Source organism: Pseudomonas sp. KH_021 (assembly GCF_057838865.1).
The window spans coordinates 3,749,501-3,769,744 of the sequence record NZ_CM174477.1; the positions used below are offsets into that span (position 1 = coordinate 3,749,501).

At 58.4% G+C, this 20,244-nt stretch carries 16 protein-coding genes and 1 pseudogene; 9 read left to right on the plus strand and 8 right to left on the minus strand.

Annotated elements, in window-relative coordinates; all coding sequences use genetic code 11:
* Positions 1-60 precede the first annotated feature (60 nt).
* Complete coding sequence (locus AC3IX4_RS17335) at positions 61-837, minus strand: SDR family NAD(P)-dependent oxidoreductase (RefSeq protein WP_489256638.1); 777 nt, start codon at positions 835-837, stop codon at positions 61-63.
* Positions 838-1,082: 245 nt separating this feature from the next.
* Between AC3IX4_RS17335 and AC3IX4_RS17340 the strand changes: the two genes are divergently transcribed.
* Entirely contained in the window at positions 1,083-1,880 is a 798-nt protein-coding gene (locus tag AC3IX4_RS17340; protein WP_489256639.1) for an NAD(P)H-dependent oxidoreductase, read from the plus strand.
* Positions 1,877-2,323 (plus strand): VOC family protein, encoded by a 447-nt coding sequence (locus AC3IX4_RS17345; protein ID WP_489256640.1) that lies wholly within the window; start codon positions 1,877-1,879, stop codon positions 2,321-2,323. The genes AC3IX4_RS17340 and AC3IX4_RS17345 overlap by 4 nt, the downstream gene beginning before the upstream one ends.
* Positions 2,324-2,478: 155 nt before the next feature.
* Here AC3IX4_RS17345 and AC3IX4_RS17350 read toward each other — a convergent pair.
* Together AC3IX4_RS17350 and AC3IX4_RS17355 are read right to left on the minus strand one after the other, a co-directional pair.
* Positions 2,479-3,244 (minus strand): annotated as a pseudogene (locus AC3IX4_RS17350) (IS630 family transposase).
* A gap of 319 nt (positions 3,245-3,563) precedes the next feature.
* Positions 3,564-4,445, minus strand: coding sequence for a LysR family transcriptional regulator (locus AC3IX4_RS17355; protein WP_489256641.1), 882 nt, complete (start codon positions 4,443-4,445; stop codon positions 3,564-3,566).
* 125 nt (positions 4,446-4,570) lie between these two features.
* Between AC3IX4_RS17355 and AC3IX4_RS17360 the strand changes: the two genes are divergently transcribed.
* The gene (locus tag AC3IX4_RS17360) at positions 4,571-5,674 is read left to right on the plus strand and encodes an NADH:flavin oxidoreductase (protein ID WP_489256642.1); all 1,104 of its coding nucleotides are present in this window, start codon (positions 4,571-4,573) and stop codon (positions 5,672-5,674) included.
* Positions 5,675-5,846: 172 nt separating this feature from the next.
* Here the strand turns inward: AC3IX4_RS17360 and AC3IX4_RS17365 are convergent, their stop codons facing one another.
* Positions 5,847-6,482: a response regulator transcription factor gene (locus AC3IX4_RS17365; RefSeq protein ID WP_489256643.1), complete on the minus strand. Its 636-nt coding sequence runs from the start codon at positions 6,480-6,482 to the stop codon at positions 5,847-5,849.
* Between the two features lie 10 nt (positions 6,483-6,492).
* Positions 6,493-8,763, minus strand: a complete 2,271-nt coding sequence (locus tag AC3IX4_RS17370) for a PAS domain-containing sensor histidine kinase (RefSeq protein WP_489256644.1) — start codon at positions 8,761-8,763, stop codon at positions 6,493-6,495.
* A 219-nt stretch (positions 8,764-8,982) separates the two neighbouring features.
* On the opposite strand from AC3IX4_RS17370, the gene AC3IX4_RS17375 reads away from it, so the two are divergent.
* The 5 genes from AC3IX4_RS17375 to AC3IX4_RS17395 all read left to right on the plus strand — a co-directional run bounded on the left by AC3IX4_RS17375 (position 8,983) and on the right by AC3IX4_RS17395 (position 16,009).
* Positions 8,983-10,605, plus strand: coding sequence for an acyl-CoA synthetase (locus AC3IX4_RS17375; protein WP_489256645.1), 1,623 nt, complete (start codon positions 8,983-8,985; stop codon positions 10,603-10,605).
* 123 nt (positions 10,606-10,728) lie between these two features.
* Complete coding sequence (locus AC3IX4_RS17380; RefSeq protein ID WP_489256646.1) at positions 10,729-11,055, plus strand: DUF485 domain-containing protein; 327 nt, start codon at positions 10,729-10,731, stop codon at positions 11,053-11,055.
* Positions 11,055-12,725 carry a cation acetate symporter gene (locus AC3IX4_RS17385; protein WP_489256647.1) on the plus strand — a complete coding sequence of 557 codons (1,671 nt, stop codon included), beginning with the start codon at positions 11,055-11,057 and terminating at the stop codon, positions 12,723-12,725. The genes AC3IX4_RS17380 and AC3IX4_RS17385 overlap by 1 nt, the downstream gene beginning before the upstream one ends.
* Positions 12,726-12,793: 68 nt before the next feature.
* On the plus strand, positions 12,794-14,566 hold the full coding sequence (locus tag AC3IX4_RS17390; protein WP_489256648.1) for an acyl-CoA dehydrogenase C-terminal domain-containing protein: 1,773 nt from the start codon (positions 12,794-12,796) through the stop codon (positions 14,564-14,566).
* A 174-nt stretch (positions 14,567-14,740) separates the two neighbouring features.
* On the plus strand, positions 14,741-16,009 hold the full coding sequence (locus AC3IX4_RS17395) for an OprD family porin (RefSeq protein WP_489256649.1): 1,269 nt from the start codon (positions 14,741-14,743) through the stop codon (positions 16,007-16,009).
* A 717-nt stretch (positions 16,010-16,726) separates the two neighbouring features.
* Here AC3IX4_RS17395 and AC3IX4_RS17400 read toward each other — a convergent pair.
* Positions 16,727-17,326, minus strand: a complete 600-nt coding sequence (locus AC3IX4_RS17400; RefSeq protein WP_489256650.1) for an NAD(P)H-dependent oxidoreductase — start codon at positions 17,324-17,326, stop codon at positions 16,727-16,729.
* 143 nt (positions 17,327-17,469) lie between these two features.
* Here AC3IX4_RS17400 and AC3IX4_RS17405 point away from each other — a divergent pair, with 143 nt between their 5' ends.
* On the plus strand, positions 17,470-18,357 hold the full coding sequence (locus tag AC3IX4_RS17405) for a LysR family transcriptional regulator (protein WP_489256651.1): 888 nt from the start codon (positions 17,470-17,472) through the stop codon (positions 18,355-18,357).
* A gap of 123 nt (positions 18,358-18,480) precedes the next feature.
* Here AC3IX4_RS17405 and AC3IX4_RS17410 read toward each other — a convergent pair whose 3' ends face one another.
* Complete coding sequence (locus AC3IX4_RS17410; RefSeq protein WP_489256652.1) at positions 18,481-19,221, minus strand: Mut7-C RNAse domain-containing protein; 741 nt, start codon at positions 19,219-19,221, stop codon at positions 18,481-18,483.
* 665 nt (positions 19,222-19,886) lie between these two features.
* A complete protein-coding gene (locus AC3IX4_RS17415; RefSeq protein ID WP_489256653.1) occupies positions 19,887-20,177 on the minus strand; it encodes a hypothetical protein in 291 nt (96 codons plus the stop codon).
* Positions 20,178-20,244 lie beyond the last annotated feature (67 nt).

Genomic DNA, 20,244 nt, shown 5'->3' on the forward strand with positions numbered 1-20,244 from the left:
TTGTTATCAGGTCGTGTGAAGTCCGCACCAGACTGGCGCGGCTCATGGGGTGGCAGGCTTTCAGTCCTTGACCGGGACGGTGTAATTGAGGATCAACCGACCGCCATCGGGGTAGATCGTCTGGCCAATGATGTAGGAAGCGTCATCGCTGGCCAGGAAGGACGCGACGCTGGCCACTTCCGACGCTTCCCCACAACGTCCCATGGGGGTGCGTGACAACACAGTCTTGCGTTGCGCCTCGTTGGACATCACGGAATTGAGCACCAGGTCGGTGGCGATGGTGCCCGGGCCGATGGCGTTGACCCGGATGCCATGATTGACCAGCCCTACGGCCATGACGGCGGTCAGTTGCTTGATACCCCCTTTGGAGACCGCATAGGCTACCGAATTCGGGATGGCCAACTCGGCATTGATCGAGGACATGTTGATGATGGAGCCGTGAATCTTGTGTTCGATCATCACCCGCGCTGCAGCCTGGCCGATCAGGAACTGGGATTTCAGATTGACGCGCATGACTTTGTCGAACATGTCCTCTGGAAAATCGACGAAGTCGGCGGTGTGGATGATGCCGGCGTTATTGACCACGATATCCAGAGCACCAAAGTGTTCGACTGCTTTGCCGACGATACTTGCGGCGAGTGCGCTGTCGATTTCACTGAGGTCTGCGACAAGCCAGGTGGCCTTGTCACCGAAGCGCTCTGCCGCAGCCTTTACCTTGTCGGCCTGTACATCCACCAGGACAACCTTGGCACCGTCCTCTACGAAGCGCTCGATACACGCCAGGCCAAGCCCCTGTGCCGCACCGGTTACCAGTGCCACTTTACCTTGATGTTTCATCGTATCTCCTCGATCGCAAGCCAGTCTGTGAGGAGAAAGCTTTACAAGAACGGCGTCATCTGACTTGAGGACAGACCGTGTATGCAGGGCGGTATTTCGCACAGTCACCCTTCGCCACACAGCTCAAGGCTCCGGCCTGACTCGACTATGCAAAATACCGCAGCCCGCACCCCTGCTGCGCACAAGCCACAGAATGACCTCTGTGGTCTGATGAACCACTCATGTGAACAACACAGGCTTGCGATATGAATGTGCTCATCGTCCTGGCTCATCCAGAGCCCTTCTCTTTTACCGCAGCACTGAAGAACACCGCCGTTGAGGCGCTGGAAAAAGCTGGGCACACCGTCGTGGTCAGCGACCTTTACGCCATGGGCTGGCAGGCAGCGCTCGGCGCCAGCGATTTTGAGGGGGAACGAGCCGACAGGAACTATCTTGACCTCTCTCGAGAGCAAGAACATGCGTTTGCCAACCACACTTTTGCCCAAGCCGTGAAGGCGGAGCAAGACAAGGTCAGCCAGGCGGATCTGATTGTGTTCCAGTTCCCCGTGTGGTGGTTCTCCATGCCGGGGATCCTGAAAGGCTGGGTGGACCGAGTCTTTGCGCGCGGCTTTGCTTACTCGACGGGGCGTAAATACGCCACCGGTCACTTCAAAGGCAAAAAAGCGATGCTGTGCATTACCACGGGCACGGCCTCGACGCTGTACGAGCCCAACGGGATTGATGGTGATCTGCACCATATTCTGTGGCCCATTCACAACGGCCTGCTGGCCTATACCGGCTTCACCGTGCTGCCACCTTATGCAGCCTGGATGCCCGCGCGCGTTTCGGAGAAGGAGCGCGATGACTACCTCCAGGGCTATGCCGAACACCTTACAAACCTGGACACCCGCGAACCGCTCTTCTTCCATCCATGGGAGGATTACGACGAGTCGCAACGGCTCAAGCCCGGCGTAGTCGCCAAGTCAGGCGTGCAATGGAACCCACGGGCGGATCAAACCAAACTGCAGGCTGCAGCGCAGTTCACCCCGAGCCCTAAGCAGTGAGCCCGTTTCGCCGACTTCATCATGTTTGTATCGTTGTCAGCGATATGGGCCGCGCAGTCGCCTATTACGAGTCACTAGGTATCGGCCCCTGGCAACATTTTCCATCCCTGGAGGCGTTTGCAGGCGACCTGCAGGCGCCTTCAACGGAGGACTTCCTGAAGCTGCCTTACCGATTTTGCAACCTTGAGAATGTGCAACTGCAACTGTGCGCACCACCTCCCGGGAATACACCACAGCGACATCACCTGGAGAGCCATGGCGAAGGTGTCTTTCACCTGGGCTTCCAAGTGGAGGAGTGCAACGAAGGTGAGAATGCTGCGCAGGCCCTGGGTCTAGAGCTACTGTTGCGCGGCCGTCTGCCGAATGGCCACGGTTTCAGCTACTTCGACACCCAAGAGGCGGGTGCTGGTGTGACCTTGCAGGTTCGCTCGTCGGCCAATTGATTGATCGCTCGAATCAGAGGTCATCACGGATCGGAAGGCCTGAGAGAGGCCCCCTCAGTGAACACGCTCACTGGGGTGGGCCCTCTCTACAGCGAATGCCCTTGCTCGACTGTGTGCTGAGCGCTCCAGCCGCGGCAGGCTAGTGGCTTGAGCGGTTAATCCATTAATTTATTTTTTATCACGCTCAGCTTCGCCTTATGTACCGAGCTTATGATGGACTCAGCCGTTTTATTCCACTTGAACGGCTTGGCGGAATGCTCATTGTGAGCCTCGATAAATTGGCGGATAGCCGCCTTCAGGTCGGCGACGCTGGTGAAGGCGTCCCGGTACAGCGCTCGCCTTTCCAGTTGTGCAAACCAGCCTTCGATCCAACGCCTGGATCTGGGTTTTCTCGTCAACCGACAACACCAGGGCATTATCCGGTGGGTTCAGATAGAGCCCGACCACGTCGACGACCTTGTCGGCGAAATGAGGATCGTTGCTGATTTTGAAGGTCTTCAGGCGATGGGGTTTGAGGTCGGAAGCGGCCCAGACCTGCCGCACCTGCCACGTGGTGACCCGCGCATACTTGGCCATCAATCGAACGCTCCAATGAGTGGCTTCCTGGGGGACACGCCGGGTGGTCAGTGTCAGGATTTCGTTGATTTTTTCGGGCCCGAGTTTGAGTGGCTGGCCGCTGCGCGGCAGATCGCTCAACCCTTCGATTCCCGCCTCCAGATAACGCTTTCGCCACTTGAATACCGTCGGCGGCGTGACCTGCAACTGCTCGCTGACGGCCTTGGTCGTCAAGCCATCAGTCAGTAGAAGCAGGATGCGCGCTCGCTGGGCGAGGCTCTGCTCCAGCGTGCTCATACGCAACCAACCTTGCAGGGCGATGAGATCAGGAGGCGTTAAAGCGAAGGGGGAAGTCGGTCGGGCCATGCGCATAACCAATCCATGACATTGGACGCATAGTATGTCGTTACCGGTAGATAAATGAATTAACTGCTCAGGCTGCGAAATTGCACTCCACTTGACCACCTGATTACATCGGTACTGACCACTCGTTTGCATTGCACTTGACCAGGCGTTTGCATTCGATCTGACCACCGATTGCATCGGATTTGACCGGCACGCTTAGTAACCATGATTGGCTGAGAGCTGCAGCACTGCTGCCGGTGGCGACAGGCAGAAATCGGCCAGAAGCGGACATGTCCCAGTGTCGGCGCAGAGTCGAAAGCGACAGCTTCAACTCACCGCCTCATGGGCCTCGTTCAAGAGCAGCTTCGAGTCGTTCCAGGAAGGCTCGCACCCGGTAAGGGACTTGCTGACGTGTAGGCAGCACAGCGGCGATGGAAAGCTGCTCGAGAACAACATCCTTCAGATCAACAAGAACAAGGCTGCCTTCGTCCAGCTCATTCCGAATGTCCCAATAGGTCAGCATGGCCAGTCCTAGCCCGTGCTTGCTCGCTGTTCGTACGGCCTCGACGCTGTTGGCCGAAAATGAAGCTTCGGCCCGAATAGCTACATTTTCACCCTGTCGGACAAAAGGCCAATCGGGCATTCCGTGCAAAGCGATGCATTCGTGATCCTTGAGCTCGTCGAGAGTAGCGGGCGTCCCGCGACGAGCCAGATAGCCAGGGCTTGCACAAAGAACACGTGGATTAGGGGCCAGAGGGCGAGCGACCAGGGCCGAGTCTCGCAGCGTGGCGATGCGAATGGCCACATCAATTCCGAGGCCGACGATATCCACGATGCTGTCCGAGAGCGTCAGGTCTACATGCAGGGCCGGATTATCCGCGAGCAAAGATGGAATCAGCGGCATGATCACGGCCTGGCCGAACACCGTGGGCGCGGTGACCCTCAAGACGCCACTGACCGTTCCGGCATTGGCCCTCAGCGTCGTACGGGCAGCCTCGTCGGCCTCAAGCATCGTCTTGGCGTAAGGTAAAAACACTTCCCCTTCGGGAGTGAGCGACACGGAACGAGTAGTTCGGTGAACAAGCCTCACCCCCAGCTCTCGCTCCAACGATGCCAGCCGCCTAGATACCGACATGGGTGATAAGCCGAGCCGCCGTGCGGCCCCAGAGAGACTGCCGCTGGCAGCGATGGCAGAGAACACTTCCACCTCAGGAATCCGCATCGTTTATATCTCTTTTCGTTAAAGCGGCTTATCGATTCTACCGTCTTCTGCACGACCATTTTAAGGCCTATCTTCTCTGCTCATTGAAATAGCACACGCACTTTGGAACAGCGAGGGCTTCAAGCATGAGCACGACCAGCAAACAGATTTTAACCACTTTAGATATTGGCCGCCTAACACTGAAGAACAAACTCGCTGTCGCCCCAATGACGCGCGTCAGTGCGACAGAGAGCGGAAATGCCACAGGGGCAATGGCTCGCTACTACGAGCGCTTCGCCAAGGGCGGTTTCGGCTTGGTGATCACCGAGGGGATCTATACCGACCAGTTGTTCTCCCAGGGCTACCCGTTCCAGCCGGGTATCACCGATGAAGAACAAGCCTTAGCCTGGCGTGCTGTTACTGACGCGGTCCATTGCCATCAAGGCGCCATTTTTGCGCAGATCATGCACGCAGGTGCCCTCAATCAGGGGAACCGCTTTCTAGGCAGATCTGCCGCTCCATCCGCCGTGCGGCCCAAGGGGACGCAAATGAAGTTCTACTACGGCGAGGGTGAGTACCCCATTCCGCAAGCCATGACCGATGAAGATATTGCGGATGCCATAGACGGATTCGCCCAGGCCGCGAAGCTGGCTATCGGTACTGCGGGCTTTGACGGTATCGAGATTCACGGCGCTAACGGCTACCTGCTGGACCAGTTCCTCACCGACTACACCAACCAACGCAACGACCGCTGGGGCGGCGATGTTCGTAGCCGTATCGGCCTGACACTTGAAGTGATCAAGGCAGTGAAAAAGGTTGCAGGTAGCGCTCCCGTGGGCGTTCGTATCTCGCAAAGCAAGGTCAACGACTACGACCACAAGTGGGTTGAGGGGGAAGCCGCCGCCGAGGTCATCTTCGGGGCACTCTCTGACGCTGGGGTCGATTTCATCCACGTCACCGAGTTCGAAGCCTGGAAGCCGGCATTCAGCGGTGGTGATTCCAGCCTGGTGAAGCTGGCTCAACGCTACGCCCCCAGCATTCCGCTGATTGCCAATGGTGGACTTCACAACCTCCAGCACGCGGAACTGGCTCTTCATGATGGGGCTGACGTCATTGCCCTGGGCAAGGCTGCATTGGCGAACCCGGACTTTCCCAGGCGACTGGCCGTCAATCATCCGGTCACTGATTTCGACCCGTCGATTTTAGGGCCCATCGCCAATATCAAGGACAGCGAGCTAGCCCTGGGGTGAGTCTGGAAGACTTTGAGTGCGGACATCATTGCTGTCCGCATTGGGTCGTTTTCAGCCTCTCGCGACGGGCAGGGTCGCTGTGAGTCGGCCAACGCCGGCTTGCCAGTCAACGTCAATCCGCGAGGTAAATGACTAAGTAACCGACAACATTGGAAATACAAAGAGCAAGGGATCACCGCAATTTCAGCGGATCGACCATCTCCGCCGCGATTGCCATGCCCACTAAGTCCGGCAATGTGTTGGCCTGCATACGTTTCATGACGCGCGAGCGATACAGATCAACGGTTTTTGCACTCACGCCCAGTTGCTCCGCGATTTCGCGGGTGGTGTAGCCCTGCACCAGCGGTAACAGGATATCGCGCTCCCGCGGGGTCAAAGTCAGCAAGCGCGCCTGCAAGGCTTCGTGGCCCTGGTTGCCCGAACGGTTGGCGGCACAGTTGCTGAGCGCCTGTTGCACGCTGTCCAGTAACAGCTGTTCGTTGTAGGGTTTCTCGATAAAATCATGGGCGCCGGCCTTGAACGCACGCACCACGATCGGCACATCCGCATGCCCGCTGACGAAGATGATCGGCAGGTTCAGTTGGCGCACGCGCATTTCTTCCTGCACGTTCAACCCGCCCATACCGGGCATGCGAACGTCCAGCAGCACGCAGGCATCGAGACTTGAATCGCAGGCATCGAGGAACGCAACGCCACTGGTAAACGGCAAGGCCTTGAGTCCGACCGACTCCAATAGCCAGACCGTCGATTCGAGCATGCCCTGGTCATCATCGACCACATACACAACGTGCTCCGTTACACCTGCCATTACCTGTTTCCTATTGTTGTTTTATTGAGCCGGCAAGCGGCAAACGGCAACACATCAGCAGCCCGACAGGCTGGCGCCGGGCATTCAACTCGCCACCGAAACCTTCGATGATGCTGCGGCTCATGGACAGACCGAGCCCCAGGCCATCGGCCTTGCTGGTGTAAAACGGGGTAAATATCTGTTCCAGTTCCGGCTCGCTGACGCCCGGTCCTTGGTCTCGCACATGGATTTCCAATGAAGTGCCATTGCCATTCTCCGCGGTCATCACGATCAGAGAAGGCTGCCCGGGATGTTGTTCACGGTTGGCGTCGATGGCATTGCGTAACAGATTGAGTAGCACCTGTTCCAGCAACACGCGGTCGGCATAAACGGGTGGCAGATTATCCGGCAGTCGATCCTCGATTGTCACTTGGCAATTACTCGCCTCCCAGGCACACAAACGCACGGCTTCGCGGGCGAGGTCGGTCAAATTCAGCGCCTGCATGCGACGCTGTCCCTTTCGCAAAAAGGAGCGTAACCGCCGGATCACTTCGGAGGCATGGGTGGCGTGATGGGTAATGCGTTCCAGGCCTTGCGCCACTCTTGCGGCGGCCTGGGGATTGGAGCCCAGCGTCTGTAAATAGCGCTGGCTGGCATTCGCATAGTTGACCACGGCAGCCAGCGGCTGGTTGATTTCGTGGGCAATCCCCGAGGCCAGTTCACCGAGCGTGACCAACCGCGCGGTGTGTGCCAGTTCGTCCTGATGTCGGCGTTGTTGCACTTCCCGCAGCTCGCGTTCGGTCATGTCGCGCGCGACCAACGAGTAATAACGCTCACCGCTGGCGGAACGGTGCGCCAACAATACCAGCGACACCGGCACCGATGTGCCGCCGCCCGGTGGTTGCAATCGCGCATCGGTGCTCCAGACACCGTCGTGCTCGGCGCACTTCCAGCCATCACGTTGCAGACGCGTAAGATCGCTGCTTGCGAACAGCGCGGCCAGGGTCGGCATTGGTTGTTGCTCATCAATCCCAAGGATGCGCCGCGCGGCCGGATTGAGGTAAGTGACTTGTCCCTCGGGGGCGATGAACAACACCGGATCGATGTTGGCTTCGACCACTTCGGCCAGGCGTCGCTTGTTTTCCTCGGCCTGTACCCGGGCCGTGATGTCCCGGGATACGCTGACGACTTCGACCACCGCCCCGGTGTAAGTTTCCCGGATTGCCCGGCTGGCAGTTTCGAACCACAGGTAATGGCCATCGCGATGGCGGATGCGATAAGTCATGGTGTGATAGCCATCCTGCTCCAGCGCATCACGCGCGCGCTGCACCAGACTGGCCAGGTCCTGGCCATGAAACAGGCCCTGGGCCAATTGTCCGCGCAACTCTTCGGGCCAGTAACCGAGCAAGGTCCAGGATGCCGGTGACGCATCGATAACGCGCCCATCCGGCGTGTGGCGGGAAATCAGGTCGGTCGTGTTTTCGATGATCAGCCGGTACAGCCGCCGTGCGGTGGCCGCTTCACGTTCCGCCAGCACTTGAGCGGTGGCGTCGCGGCAACGGGCGAGCACTCGGTTGTCCTGGGGGTCGGGGATAAATGTCCAGATCAGGATCTGCGCTTCAAACTGGGCCTCGACGCCCTCGACGGCGCGTTGCTGGTCCAGACAGGCACGCACCAGCACCCGATGATTGACCGGTAGAAAGCCCAACACATCGGTCAACGGCTTTTCGGCGAGCAGCGCCAACAGTGCCGCGTTGAACTCCAGCGGTCGGCCTTGAGCATCGAGCAACAGACTCGGTTGCGGATCGTGGCCCAGCAGCGGTGAGCCACGCAGCATGCCATTGATACTGCTCAGCAGCGTCGTCAGCAAATCCTGCACCCATCCCAGCCAATCGAGACTCACCCCCTCGCACACTTCCACCAGCAACAACCCCGGCTGGCCCGGCTGCAAGGCCAGATCAAAAACCTGGCCATGGCTGATCGCCGCCCGGCGCAACCGGCCGGATAACCAGCAATCGAGTTGACGGACTTGAGCCAGGTCCAGGCGCCCTGCCTCGACCAGATGCTCGAAGAGCAACTGGTCGCTGGCCAGCGCCGGGTCGCCAAGTCCCGGCGGAAAATGCTGGGCGGCGCCCTCATGGCTGTAGATCCGCGCACTGGGCTGCCAACTCAGATAAAACGCCCGTTGCACCTCCGGGCAATCCTGCAGTGCCCGACACAACGCATCGGCCCGGGCGGCCAGAGATACACCCTCGCGCTGCAGGCGCAGCCAACTGTGCAATCGAACGGGAGTCAGGGTCATTGCGGGTCCGCTTTGTCAGGGAAACCAAGCATATACCAGCCTTGGAGGGCTGGCGGCGGCGATTTGGAGTCAGAAGAATAAAATATAGTATATATACTATACTACGTAGGTTGTACTTCCATACTAACGGAAGAATATTATATAAGGTAAACCGGACTTTGAAGGTGACCTCGGCAAGGTCAACCATAGAGCTAACAATCAGCCATCGAGTACCCGCACATGTCTATCTATGACCAAGGCCTAGGCCCTTCGGCTGTCAACCACATTGCCTTGTCTCCGCTCAGCTTCATCGAGCGCACCGCCAGCACTTATCCGAACCACCCCGCCGTGATCCACGGTTCGATTCGTCGCACCTGGGCGCAGACCTACACCCGTTGCCGACGGCTGGCCTCGGCGCTGGGCGGTCGCGGTATCGGCAAAGACGACACGGTGGCGGTGATGCTGCCCAACATTCCCGAGATGCTGGAAGTGCATTTCGGTGTGCCGATGATCGGTGCCGTGCTCAACCCGCTCAACGTGCGCCTGGATGCCGAGGCGATCGCCTTCATGCTGCAGCATGGCGAGGCCAAGGTGCTGATTACCGACCGCGAGTTCCATGACGTGATCCAGGCGGCGCTTGGCATGCTCGATCACCCGCCTCTGGTGATCGACGTCAATGACCCGGAATACGGTGAAGGCCAGGCCGCGAGTGACCTGGACTACGAAGCGCTGTTGGCCGAAGGCGATCCGGCATTCGACTGGAAGTGGCCGGTCGACGAGTGGCAAGCCATTTCGCTGAATTACACTTCAGGCACCACCGGCAACCCCAAGGGCGTGGTTTACCACCATCGCGGCGCTTACCTGAGTGCCTTGGGCAACCAGATGACCTGGGCCATAGGCAACCATCCGGTGTACCTCTGGACCCTGCCGATGTTCCATTGCAATGGCTGGTGCTACCCATGGACCATCACCGCCCTGGCAGGTGTGCACGTGTTCCTGCGCCGGGTCGACCCGCAGAAAATCCTCACGCTGATCCGCGAGCATCAGGTCACTCACCTGTGCGGTGCGCCGATCGTGCTCAATGCACTGGTGAACATGCCCGAATCAGCCAAAGCGGCCATCGACCACCCGGTCAATGCCTTGGTCGCAGGCGCTGCGCCACCGGCCAAAGTGATCGGTGCCGTCGAAGAAATGGGCATCAAGGTCACTCACGTGTTTGGCCTGACCGAAACCTATGGCCCGGTGACGGTCTGCGCCTGGCACGCCGAATGGGATGAGTTTTCTCTGGAGGAGCGGGCGCAAATCAAGTCGCGACAGGGCGTACGCTACCCGACGCTGGAAGGTGTGATGGTCGGCGATTGCACAACGCTGGAACCAACCCCGCGTGACGGCCAGACCATCGGTGAGATCTTCCTGCGCGGCAACACCGTCATGAAGGGCTACTTGAAGAACCCGAGCGCCACTGCCGAAGCGTTCGAAGGCGGCTGGTTCCACACCGGTGACCTGGCCGTCTGGCATCCCGACGGTTACGTCGAAATCAAGGACCGGCTCAAGGACATCATCATCTCGGGCGGCGAGAACATTTCCACCATCGAACTCGAAGGCGTGCTCTATCGCCACCCGGGCGTGCTGGAAGCAGCCGTGGTCGCTCGTCCCGATGAGAAATGGGGCGAAACGCCCTGCGCCTTCGTAACCTTGAAGGCCGATCACCAGAATGTTCGCGAGGCCGACATTATCGGTTTCTGCCGTGAGCATCTGGCCGGATTCAAAGTACCGCGCACGGTGATCTTCACCCTCTTGCCAAAGACGTCCACCGGCAAGATCCAGAAGTACGTGTTGCGCGACCGGGCCAAGGCGCTCTAACCCCATCTGACATTGCAACCATCAAGCAGCAGGTCTTTGACCTGCTGCTGCGGGTTCGTGCAGGCCGAATTCGGCGTTGCACGGCCCAAACACACCGATAACAAAAACAATGTGGAGCTAGCGATGATCGACATCCATTCAACCGATACCCAACGTTGCGAACGCATTCGGCGCAATCCGAAATTCCTTCAACTGGTGAGCAGCCGTTCACGCCTGGCCTGGACGTTGAGCGCCATTGTATTGGGCACCTATTACCTGTTCATGCTGGTGGTGGCGTTTGCCCCGCAGTGGCTGCATGCACCACTGGGCGAACATCGGATGTTGACCTTGGGCATGCCGGTTGGCGCGGCAATCATCGTGTTTTCCTGGTTACTGACCGGTTGGTATGTCTACAGCGCCAATACCCGTTTTGACGCCTTGGGCGCGGCCATTATCGAGGAGAGCAAGTGATGACTCTGTTGCGCAAACTGATCCTCGCCGCTACCGGTCTGCTGCCAGCCTCCATTGCACTCGCCGCGCCGACTATGGGCGCTGTGGAAAAGCAACCACTGAACCTGAATGCGATCGGCATGTTCTTCGTGTTCGTCCTCGGCACGCTGGCCATCACTTGGTGGGCCGCGCGCCAAACCAAATCCACCTCGGACTTTTACACGGCGGGCGGTGGTATCACCGGGTTTCAGAATGGCTTGGCGATTGCTGGCGACTACATGTCCGCAGCCACCCTGCTGGGACTTTCCAGCCTTGTATTCGCCAAGGGTTACGATGGCTTCATCTATACCATCGGCTTCTTCGTTGGCTGGCCCATCATTACCTTCCTGATGGCCGAGCGTCTGCGCAACCTCGGACGCTATACCTTCGCTGACATCGTTTCCTATCGACTGGACCAGAACAAGGTGCGGATCTTCGCGGCTTTCGGCTCGCTGACGGTGGTGTGCTGCTACCTGATCGTGCAGATGGTCGGTGCCGGTCAACTGATCAAGTTGCTGTTCGGCCTCGACTACCCGGTTGCGGTGATGATCGTTGGCGCGCTGATGCTGATTTACGTGATCTTCGGCGGAATGATCGCCACCACCTGGGTCCAGATCATCAAGGCTGTGCTGCTGCTCGTCGGTGGCACCACCCTCGCGGTCATGGCCATGTCGCAGTTCGGTTTCAGCTATGAAACCCTGGCCGAAAAAGCCGTCGAGGTTCACGCCAGTGGCTGGAACATAATGGGCCCGGGCTCAATGCTCGCCGACCCGATAAACACTGTGTCGATGTCGCTGGGCCTGGTGTTCGGGATTGCCGGTCTGCCGCACATCCTGATGCGCTTCTTCACCGTGCCGAGCGCCAAGGAAGCCCGCAAGTCGGTGTTCTACGCCACCGGTTTCATAGGTTTCTTCTTCCTCGTGGTCTGCACTCTGGGCTTTGTCGCAATGGTGATCATCGGCACCGATCCGCAGTACTACGTCAATGGCCAAGTCGGCGGCGCCTTGATTGGTGGCGGCAACATGGTCGCCATGCACCTGGCCAAAGCTGTCGGTGGCAATCTGTTCTTCGGTTTCCTCGCCGCTGTAGCGTTCGCAACCATCCTTGCGGTGGTGTCCGGCCTGGCGCTGGCCGGTGCTTCGGCGATTTCCCATGACCTTTACGCCACCGTGTACAAGAAAGGCACCGCCAACGAGAAGCAGGAAATGCGCGTGACCCGCATGGCCACCGTAGGCCTGGGCATCATCGCGATTGTGCTGGGCATTGTGTTCGAGAAGATGAACGTCGCCATTCTGGTGGGCCTGACGTTCGGCATCGCCGCTTCGACCAATTTCCCGGTACTGATCATGGCCATGTACTGGAAAGGCCTAACGACAAAAGGCGCGATCCTGGGCGGTTTTGCCGGCCTGATCTGCGCACTGGTACTGGTAATCCTGTCGCCACCTGTCTGGGTGACCGTACTCGGTCATGCTCAAGCGATCTTCCCGTACGACCATCCAGCGCTGTTCTCCATGCCGCTGGCCTTCTTGGTGATCATCGTGGTGTCCAGACTCGACCGCAGTGCGCGCGCCGACAAGGAGCGTGACGCTTACGCCGACCAATTCGTTCGAGCTCAGACCGGCCTCGGCGCTGCCGCCGCCAGCAACCATTGATTGAAGGGGCACGGCCCGCCTGAGCGGCGCTGCGCCCGTGACACAACCGTCCCAACGAGGTTTACGTTATGCCCCAATTCAAAGCTCCGCTGCGCGACATGCGCTTTGTGCTGCACGAGGTGTTCGATGCCCCGGCCATGTGGGCGCGCCTGCCGGCCCTGGCCGACAGCATCGACACCGATACGGCGGACGCCATTCTTGAGGAGGCGGCTAAAGTCACCTCGCAACTGATTGCGCCCCTCAATCGCAGCGGCGACGAAGAAGGCGCGCAGTGGCATGAGGGTCGAGTCACCACCCCCAGCGGTTTCAAACAGGCTTACGCTACCTACATCGAAGGCGGCTGGGTGGGCCTGTCCGGCAACGCCGGGTTCGGTGGCATGGGCATGCCGAAAATGCTCGCCGTGCAGTTCGAAGAGATGCTCTACGGCGCCAACTCAAGTTTTGCGCTGTATTCGGCATTGAGTTCCGGTGCTTGCCTGGCACTGGATGCCCACGCCAGCGAGCCCCTGAAAAACCTCTATCTGCCCCCGATGTATGAAGGCCGCTGGGCCGGTTCCATGTGCCTGACCGAAGCCCATGCCGGCACCGACCTCGGGCTCATCCGCACCCGCGCCGAACCGCAGGCTGACGGCAGCTACACGATCACCGGCAGCAAGATTTTCATCACCGGCGGCGACCAGGACCTGACCGAGAACATCGTGCATCTGGTACTGGCCAAACTGCCGGATGCGCCTGCCGGTCCGAAAGGCATTTCGCTGTTTGTCGTGCCTAAAGTCCTGGTCAATGCCGACGGTTCCCTCGGCTCCGCCAACGCCGTAAGTTGCGGCTCGATCGAACACAAGATGGGCATCAAGGCCTCGGCCACCTGCGTGATGAACTTCGACGGCGCCAGTGGCTGGCTGGTCGGCGAGGAGCACAAAGGCTTGGCGGCGATGTTCACCATGATGAACTACGAGCGGCTGTCCATCGGTATTCAGGGCATCGGCTGCGCCGAGGCGTCCTACCAGAGCGCCGTCGCCTACGCTCGCGAACGCATTCAAAGCCGCGCACCCAGCGGTGCCGTGGCCGCGGACAAACCGGCCGACCCGATCATCGTTCACCCGGATGTGCGGCGCATGCTGCTCGGCATGAAAGCCATGACCGAAGGCGGCCGCGCATTCGCCAGCTATGTCGGGCAACAACTGGACCTGACGAAGTTTTCCTGCGATGCCAGCGAGCGCGACAGTGCGCAAGACCTGGTGGCGCTGCTGACGCCGGTGGCCAAGGCGTTTTTTACCGACACCGGCCTGGAAAGCTGCATCAATGGCCAGCAGGTTTTCGGCGGCCATGGCTACATCCGCGAATGGGGCCAGGAACAATTGGTCCGGGATGTGCGCATTGCACAGATCTACGAAGGCACCAATGGCATCCAGGCATTGGACCTGCTCGGCCGCAAGGTACTCGCCGATAAAGGCGTCGCGCTGCGCCAGTTCACCGGCGAGATTCGCCGTTTCGCCGCTCAGCCCGAAGCCCCCTATGCCACACAGCTGCTCGATGCCGTGCAGCGGCTGGAGGACATCAGCGACTGGCTACACGACAAAGCCGCAACCAACCGCAACGAAGTCGGCGCTGCCTCGGTGGAGTATTTGCACCTGTTCGGTTACGTCGCCTACGCCTGGCTCTGGGCGCGCATGGCTCGGGTTGCCCGGCAAAAACGCAGCGAAGACGAAGATTTCTACGACGGGAAAATCGCCACCGCCGACTTTTACATCCACCGCTTGCTACCACGCATTTTGAGCCTGGAACAATCCGTTCGGGCCGGCAGTGCCTCGTTGTATGGCCTGCGCGCTGAACAGTTCTGACGATTGAACCGACGCCGCGTCAAAAACTCCTCTCTTTGGGCGTTGGCGTTTTTTATCCATTAGTCCTCGCCCCTCTGGCGAGGGCTGCTTCACACCCACAGCCCCACGGACATCGCGCCCCAGTCGCCCGGTGGCAGACCCATGATTCCAAAAAAAAAACAAAGGAGCTTCACCATGGACCGCAACACCCGCACTCTCGCTACGCGAATCCTGCTCACTGGAGGCGTCATTAGTCTTTCAGCCCCGGCTGCTGCTGACTTTATCAAGGACAGCAAGGCCAGCCTTGAACTGCGCAACTTCTACTTCAACCGTGACTTTCGCCAAACCAATGCCGCGCAAGCCAAGCAAGAGGAGTGGGCGCAGGGTTTCCTGCTGCGCTATGAATCGGGATACACCGAAGGTTTGATTGGCGTGGGTTTCGATGCCCTCGGCCTGGAGGGCGTCAAGCTCGATTCCAGCCCTGATCGCGCGGGTTCCGGCCTGCTCAAGCGCTATAGCAACACCCGTATTGGTTCCCAGGACGAGTATGGCGAACTGGGCCTTACCGCTAAACTACGCGCCTCCAGGAGTGTGCTGAAACTCGGCACGCTGCAGCCTAAACTGCCTACCATATTGGCCAACGATTCACGGCTGTTGCCACAAACGTTCGAGGGAGGTCAGCTGACGTCGCTGGAAATTGAAGGCATGACGGTGGATGCCGGGCGACTGACACAGGTCAATCAGCGCGACTCCTCGAACTACGAGGACATGGGCATCACCCGAACGGGTGCCAAAGGCATCACGACGCAGACTGTCGCCAGCGACAAATTCGATTTCGCCAGCCTGAATTACAAATGGACCGGCAATCTCGCTACAGCCTACAGCTATGGACACCTCGACAACTTCTATAGCCAACACCTGGTCAACCTGACCTACCTGTTGCCGATCACCACGGGCCAGTCGCTGAAGTCGGATCTGCGCTTCGCCCGTTCTAAGGACGATGGCGGCAGCAATGTGGACAACAATGCGTTCGGTGCGATGTTCACCTATAACCTCGGCGGACATGCGTTTGGCCTGGGCTATCAAGACATGAGCGGTGACACCGGTTATGCGTACGTTAATGGCGCCGACGCGTTCCTGGTGAACTTCGTGCAGATCGGCGACTTCGCCAGCAAGGACGAAAAGTCCTGGCAGGTTCGCTACGACTACAACTTCGCGGCCATCGGAGTGCCTGGCCTGACCTTCATGACCCGCTACATCAACGGCGACAACATTGACTTGGGCAGAAACCGGCCAGAGGGCAAGGAATGGGAGCGCGATACCGACATCGGCTACGTTGTGCAAAGCGGCCTGCTGAAAAACGTCGGGGTGAAATGGCGCAACGCGACTGTGCGTTCGACCAATTTTGGTAGCGATCTGGATGAAAACCGTTTTATCGTCAGCTACACCTTACCAATCTGGTAGGAGTTCCGCTCTGCCCGGTAAACTATGCGAGTGCATATGCGCCTCACAACAGGGGCTCGAATAATTTAAGACGCCGCCAAGTTACTGGTCAAGTCCGAATATTTCGACCGAGCCTGGCCAAGACCTCAACGCTGAGTACGAAAAAAGTCTACGGTTCCTCTCGCCGTCTGCGCAAGCCAGTGATTCCAAAATACCTGACACCCTTTCTACTCAGCGCATCTCTCATGTGTATAGCCAGTGTCCCCACGCACACTGCCGTCTCTGAGCAATACACCGGTTTGTCGATCCGAGTGACCTGTTCGAGGTGCTGTTTAAATCGCCCCATGTTTCCTAGACGACATCGGGGCTGCTTTTGGCTGTGCTGCCTGTTGCGAAAGGCAGCGGCCGCCCCGATGCGGATAATCAGATGAATGCACTGGTCCCGATCAATACATTTAATTGAATTGCTGCTCAGAATTTTTCGGTTCACATACCGTTTCTGCTTCAAAATTGCACATGCTAGCGAGCCTGCCCTGCGCAACAGGAAGCAATAGGTCAATTTCGTTCATTTGTGACCGGCTGCTTTGGGTCGACTGTTGCCTGTGACGGCAGGCTGCACCCGGCCATATACGGACATTGGCAATCGCCAATGCTGAACCTGAGCGAAATGCCGTTGAGGAGATCAGTAGAGCGCAAAAGACCGGCATCATGCCGGTCCTTACATTCGCAGCCCTGCAATCAGGCGATCAGCTCAGCTATTTGTGCGCGAGCGTAAGCCAGTCCTTTCGCCGTCCCCTGCGGTCTCGCATCCAGTCCTTCGGCATAGACAAACTTCACATCGGTGATGCCCATCAGTCCGAGCACAGCCAGCAGATATGGGGTGACCGCATCGGATTCCTGACCGACATGCACACCACCACGGGAACTGATGACCACGGCACTCACACCTTCAACGAGTCCCACTGGATGTGTCTCGGTATACCTGAAGGTAACCCGGGCACGCGCAACCAGATCGAACCAGTTTTTCAGCTGGGTTGGCACGTTGAGATTGTACATGGGAGCCCCTATCAGCAGCATATCGCTCGCCTTAAGTTCGGCTACCAGTTCGTCAGACAAGGCCACGACGCCTTTCGCACGCTCGCTCAGGTTTTCGGCCCCCCTCAGCGCATGAAAAAGCTCATGGTCGAGAACTGGCAGGTCAAGAGTGACCAGATCACGCACAACCACTTCGTCATTGAACCCTTTGGTTTGGCGCTCGACCAGGAAGGCATCAATCAGGGCGTTTGTCTGGGAGTTGCTGCCCATGATGCTGGACTTGAGTACGAGAACCTTGGTCATAAATGAGCTCCAAGCGCATTGGTTATTGAATGCGAAAATCTTACCATCTCCTTTTTATCCCCAGTTACGATAATATTTCCTATTATTGGTTCCTTTTCGGCTACAAATCTATGCGAGACAACCTGAGCGGAATCGAGGTCTTCGTGGCAGTCGTAGAAGCAGGCAGCTTCGTTCAGGCGGCTGACAAGTTACACGTCACTCGGTCTGCAGTAGGCAAGAGCATTGCCCGCCTGGAGCACCGGCTAGAGGTGTTGCTGTTCCACCGTACGACACGCAGCCAAAGCCTTACTGATGAGGGCTTTTTGTTCTATGAGCATTGTCTGCGGGGCCTTGAAGAGATCCGGGCTGGAGAGGCGCTGCTGGAAAGCGGCAAATGGCAGGTGAGCGGTCGCTTGCGAGTTTCGATGCCAGTACTGTTCGGCCATCTGTACATAGCGCCCATCCTGATCGAGTTGGCACAAGAGCATCCCAGGTTGACCTTGGAGATGTCCTTCAGCGACAGGATGGTGGATCTGGTCGAAGAAGGATTCGATCTGGCTATCCGCAACGGCTCATTGCCGGACAGCAGCGGCCTGGTGGCCCGCAGGCTAGGTGAGCACCAAATGGCGTTTTGTGCTTCGCCAGCCTACCTGCAGCGATGCGGGGAGCCGAAGACTATTGAAGACCTGAGGCAGCACGACGCGGTGGCTTATATGCGCTTTGGCCGGGTGCACAATTGGCAGTTGTGCATCGACGGCCAGGTTCAGGAAATCATGCCTAAAGCCCGTATGCTGATGGACGACCTGCGCGCTGTGACAGATGCCACGCTCGCCAACCTGGGCGTTGCATGGCTTCCGTCCTGGCTGGCTCGCGATCATCTTTTGCGCGGAGAGTTGCAAGAAGTGCTGCCCGAGCACTCGGGCGTAACCTTTGCGATTAACGCCCTGTGGCCGCATACACCCCACCTGCCATTGAAAACACGTGTGGCAGTGGACGCTTTACTGGAAAAGCTTCCTACCCGAATGGCGGTGATTGAAGCACGGTCTGTCTGACGCCTGGGCCTCTTTGAGGTGAAGCGGCTATCAAAGGGCACGCAATGTGCCCGCTTTGGGTCGTTATCTACCTGATGCCAAAGCCAGTTATCCCTGGCAACGCAGCCGGCCTGATGCGCTCGGCTATCGGTCCAGCAGAGGTGCCAGCAGTGCACACATGCCGCGCCAGTGCGAACCCTCCCAGTAAACCCGTTGGCAGGCGTCGCAGCGCAGGAAGTGCGAATAGAGGGCGCCAATGCGTGGCGGCACCTGCGGCAGGGCCAGTTCCGGGCTGATCTCGTGCAGCGGCAGGTTGCAATGAAGGCACAGGCTGAATGGCCGCGCGCTACGCGCCAGGTCGAGGCGCTCGTACAATTCGCGCAGCTGCAGCGACGGTTTCAGGGCATGCACGTAACAGCCGTGGCTGATGATCCGCCGCTTGAGCAGTTCGCGGTCGCGGGTTAGCACGATGCGTCCTTGCTGCGCAGCGATCTCGGCGATCTCGCCATCCTCGAAGCCATTGTCGTAGAGGGTGTCGAAGCCGCTCATGCGCAGCAGGCTGGCCAGCCCGCCAAGGTGCGCATCAGCGACGAAGCGCAGCACCCGTAATGGTTGCGCACGAACCTTGAGCAGCTGGCTGATGTCCAGCGCTTCGAACTTGGGATACACCGCCAGCCGGTCACTGTCGAAGATCAACCGCTCGAAGCCCACCGACTCGCCGTTGAGCAGCACCAGCTCGACCTCGGTGTGCGGTATCCCGAGCGCCTCGATCATGTGCTTGACCGTCGCCCCTCGCGCGCACTCGCAGGTGAAGGACTGCCGCCGCCGTTCGGCCGGCAGGAAATCGTTGAGTTCCTCGTAGAAGCGGAAGGTTGCACTGGTCATGCTGAACAGTATGGCAGGGCAGCAGGATGAGCGAGTCCAGTCCGGACATCTTCTCCGGCAGGCCCCAAACTACGATCGTAATCATGTTGAAATTGACTATGCCATGGAGCTTCGATGCTGGATGTACTGCTTGAAATTGTTATCCGCGTCATTGGCTACCCAGCAGGCTGGGCGTTCATCAAGGTCGTACTATTGGGAAGGCGACCGGATAGAACGGTATGGTGCGCGGATACACCAGAAAACGAGTCCATCACCGAGCTGGGAGCCACAATGTGTGGTTGTACTCGTGTTGATGCTGTTCAGGCAGTTCACATTAGGCTGAGCAAGCCAGCTTTTTGGCCGTTAGTCGCACTACATGACCGGCAGCTATCGACCCAGGCTGTGTAAAAACACTCGCGAAAAATAGAACTACGCGCTCCTGCTTAAATTCTGAAAAAGATCGAGCGGTGTACGGACCTAGAATTTACGTAGCGACGCGTTTTTCTGTTCGTTTTTTAGTCACCCGCTTGGTGTCTGATGTTTTTACACAGCCTGGGCCCAGAGCAGTCGTTCGCTTCCACCGCAATCAAACCCATCTGATGGTTTGCGGACGATCACATCTGCGCGAAGCAAACATACAAAACCTGCATCAGCGATAGTGTCGTGAGATCAATCAAAAGGGCGCGTTAATTGATCTGCACAATGACCGGACCTTCCGTTACGATCGGTGGGTCCGCGTGGATATTTGATGCATTTTTCTGAATCCACTCACGTGCGACTTTCAAGCTTGCATCGCTGCCGGCCTTGTCCGTGCAAACAGTCACCGACGTACCACCATCACCAGTATTCAGCAGTGTGTAGCTTACGAGGCCAGGCACTGTCCGCAGGGTAGCTTCGACGTCGGTTTTGCGCTCTTCCAAAAGCTCGAAAAGCTGCTTTGCTCCAGTACCCAAGTAGGTTCTTATAACCGCATACATAGTCGTCTCCTTTGGGAGCAGCGTCTCGATGCCTATCCAGATCCGCTGATGGCCGCTATCACCCAGG

Coding starts and splice junctions, on each gene's coding strand:
- AC3IX4_RS17335 (WP_489256638.1), bottom strand. CDS start 837: ATGAAACATCAAGGTAAAGTGGCACTGGTAACCGGTGCGGCACAGGGG.
- AC3IX4_RS17340 (WP_489256639.1), top strand. CDS start 1,083: ATGAATGTGCTCATCGTCCTGGCTCATCCAGAGCCCTTCTCTTTTACC.
- AC3IX4_RS17355 (WP_489256641.1), bottom strand. CDS start 4,445: ATGCGGATTCCTGAGGTGGAAGTGTTCTCTGCCATCGCTGCCAGCGGC.
- AC3IX4_RS17360 (WP_489256642.1), top strand. CDS start 4,571: ATGAGCACGACCAGCAAACAGATTTTAACCACTTTAGATATTGGCCGC.
- AC3IX4_RS17365 (WP_489256643.1), bottom strand. CDS start 6,482: ATGGCAGGTGTAACGGAGCACGTTGTGTATGTGGTCGATGATGACCAG.
- AC3IX4_RS17370 (WP_489256644.1), bottom strand. CDS start 8,763: ATGACCCTGACTCCCGTTCGATTGCACAGTTGGCTGCGCCTGCAGCGC.
- AC3IX4_RS17375 (WP_489256645.1), top strand. CDS start 8,983: ATGTCTATCTATGACCAAGGCCTAGGCCCTTCGGCTGTCAACCACATT.
- AC3IX4_RS17380 (WP_489256646.1), top strand. CDS start 10,729: ATGATCGACATCCATTCAACCGATACCCAACGTTGCGAACGCATTCGG.
- AC3IX4_RS17385 (WP_489256647.1), top strand. CDS start 11,055: ATGACTCTGTTGCGCAAACTGATCCTCGCCGCTACCGGTCTGCTGCCA.
- AC3IX4_RS17390 (WP_489256648.1), top strand. CDS start 12,794: ATGCCCCAATTCAAAGCTCCGCTGCGCGACATGCGCTTTGTGCTGCAC.
- AC3IX4_RS17395 (WP_489256649.1), top strand. CDS start 14,741: ATGGACCGCAACACCCGCACTCTCGCTACGCGAATCCTGCTCACTGGA.
- AC3IX4_RS17400 (WP_489256650.1), bottom strand. CDS start 17,326: ATGACCAAGGTTCTCGTACTCAAGTCCAGCATCATGGGCAGCAACTCC.
- AC3IX4_RS17410 (WP_489256652.1), bottom strand. CDS start 19,221: ATGACCAGTGCAACCTTCCGCTTCTACGAGGAACTCAACGATTTCCTG.
- AC3IX4_RS17415 (WP_489256653.1), bottom strand. CDS start 20,177: ATGTATGCGGTTATAAGAACCTACTTGGGTACTGGAGCAAAGCAGCTT.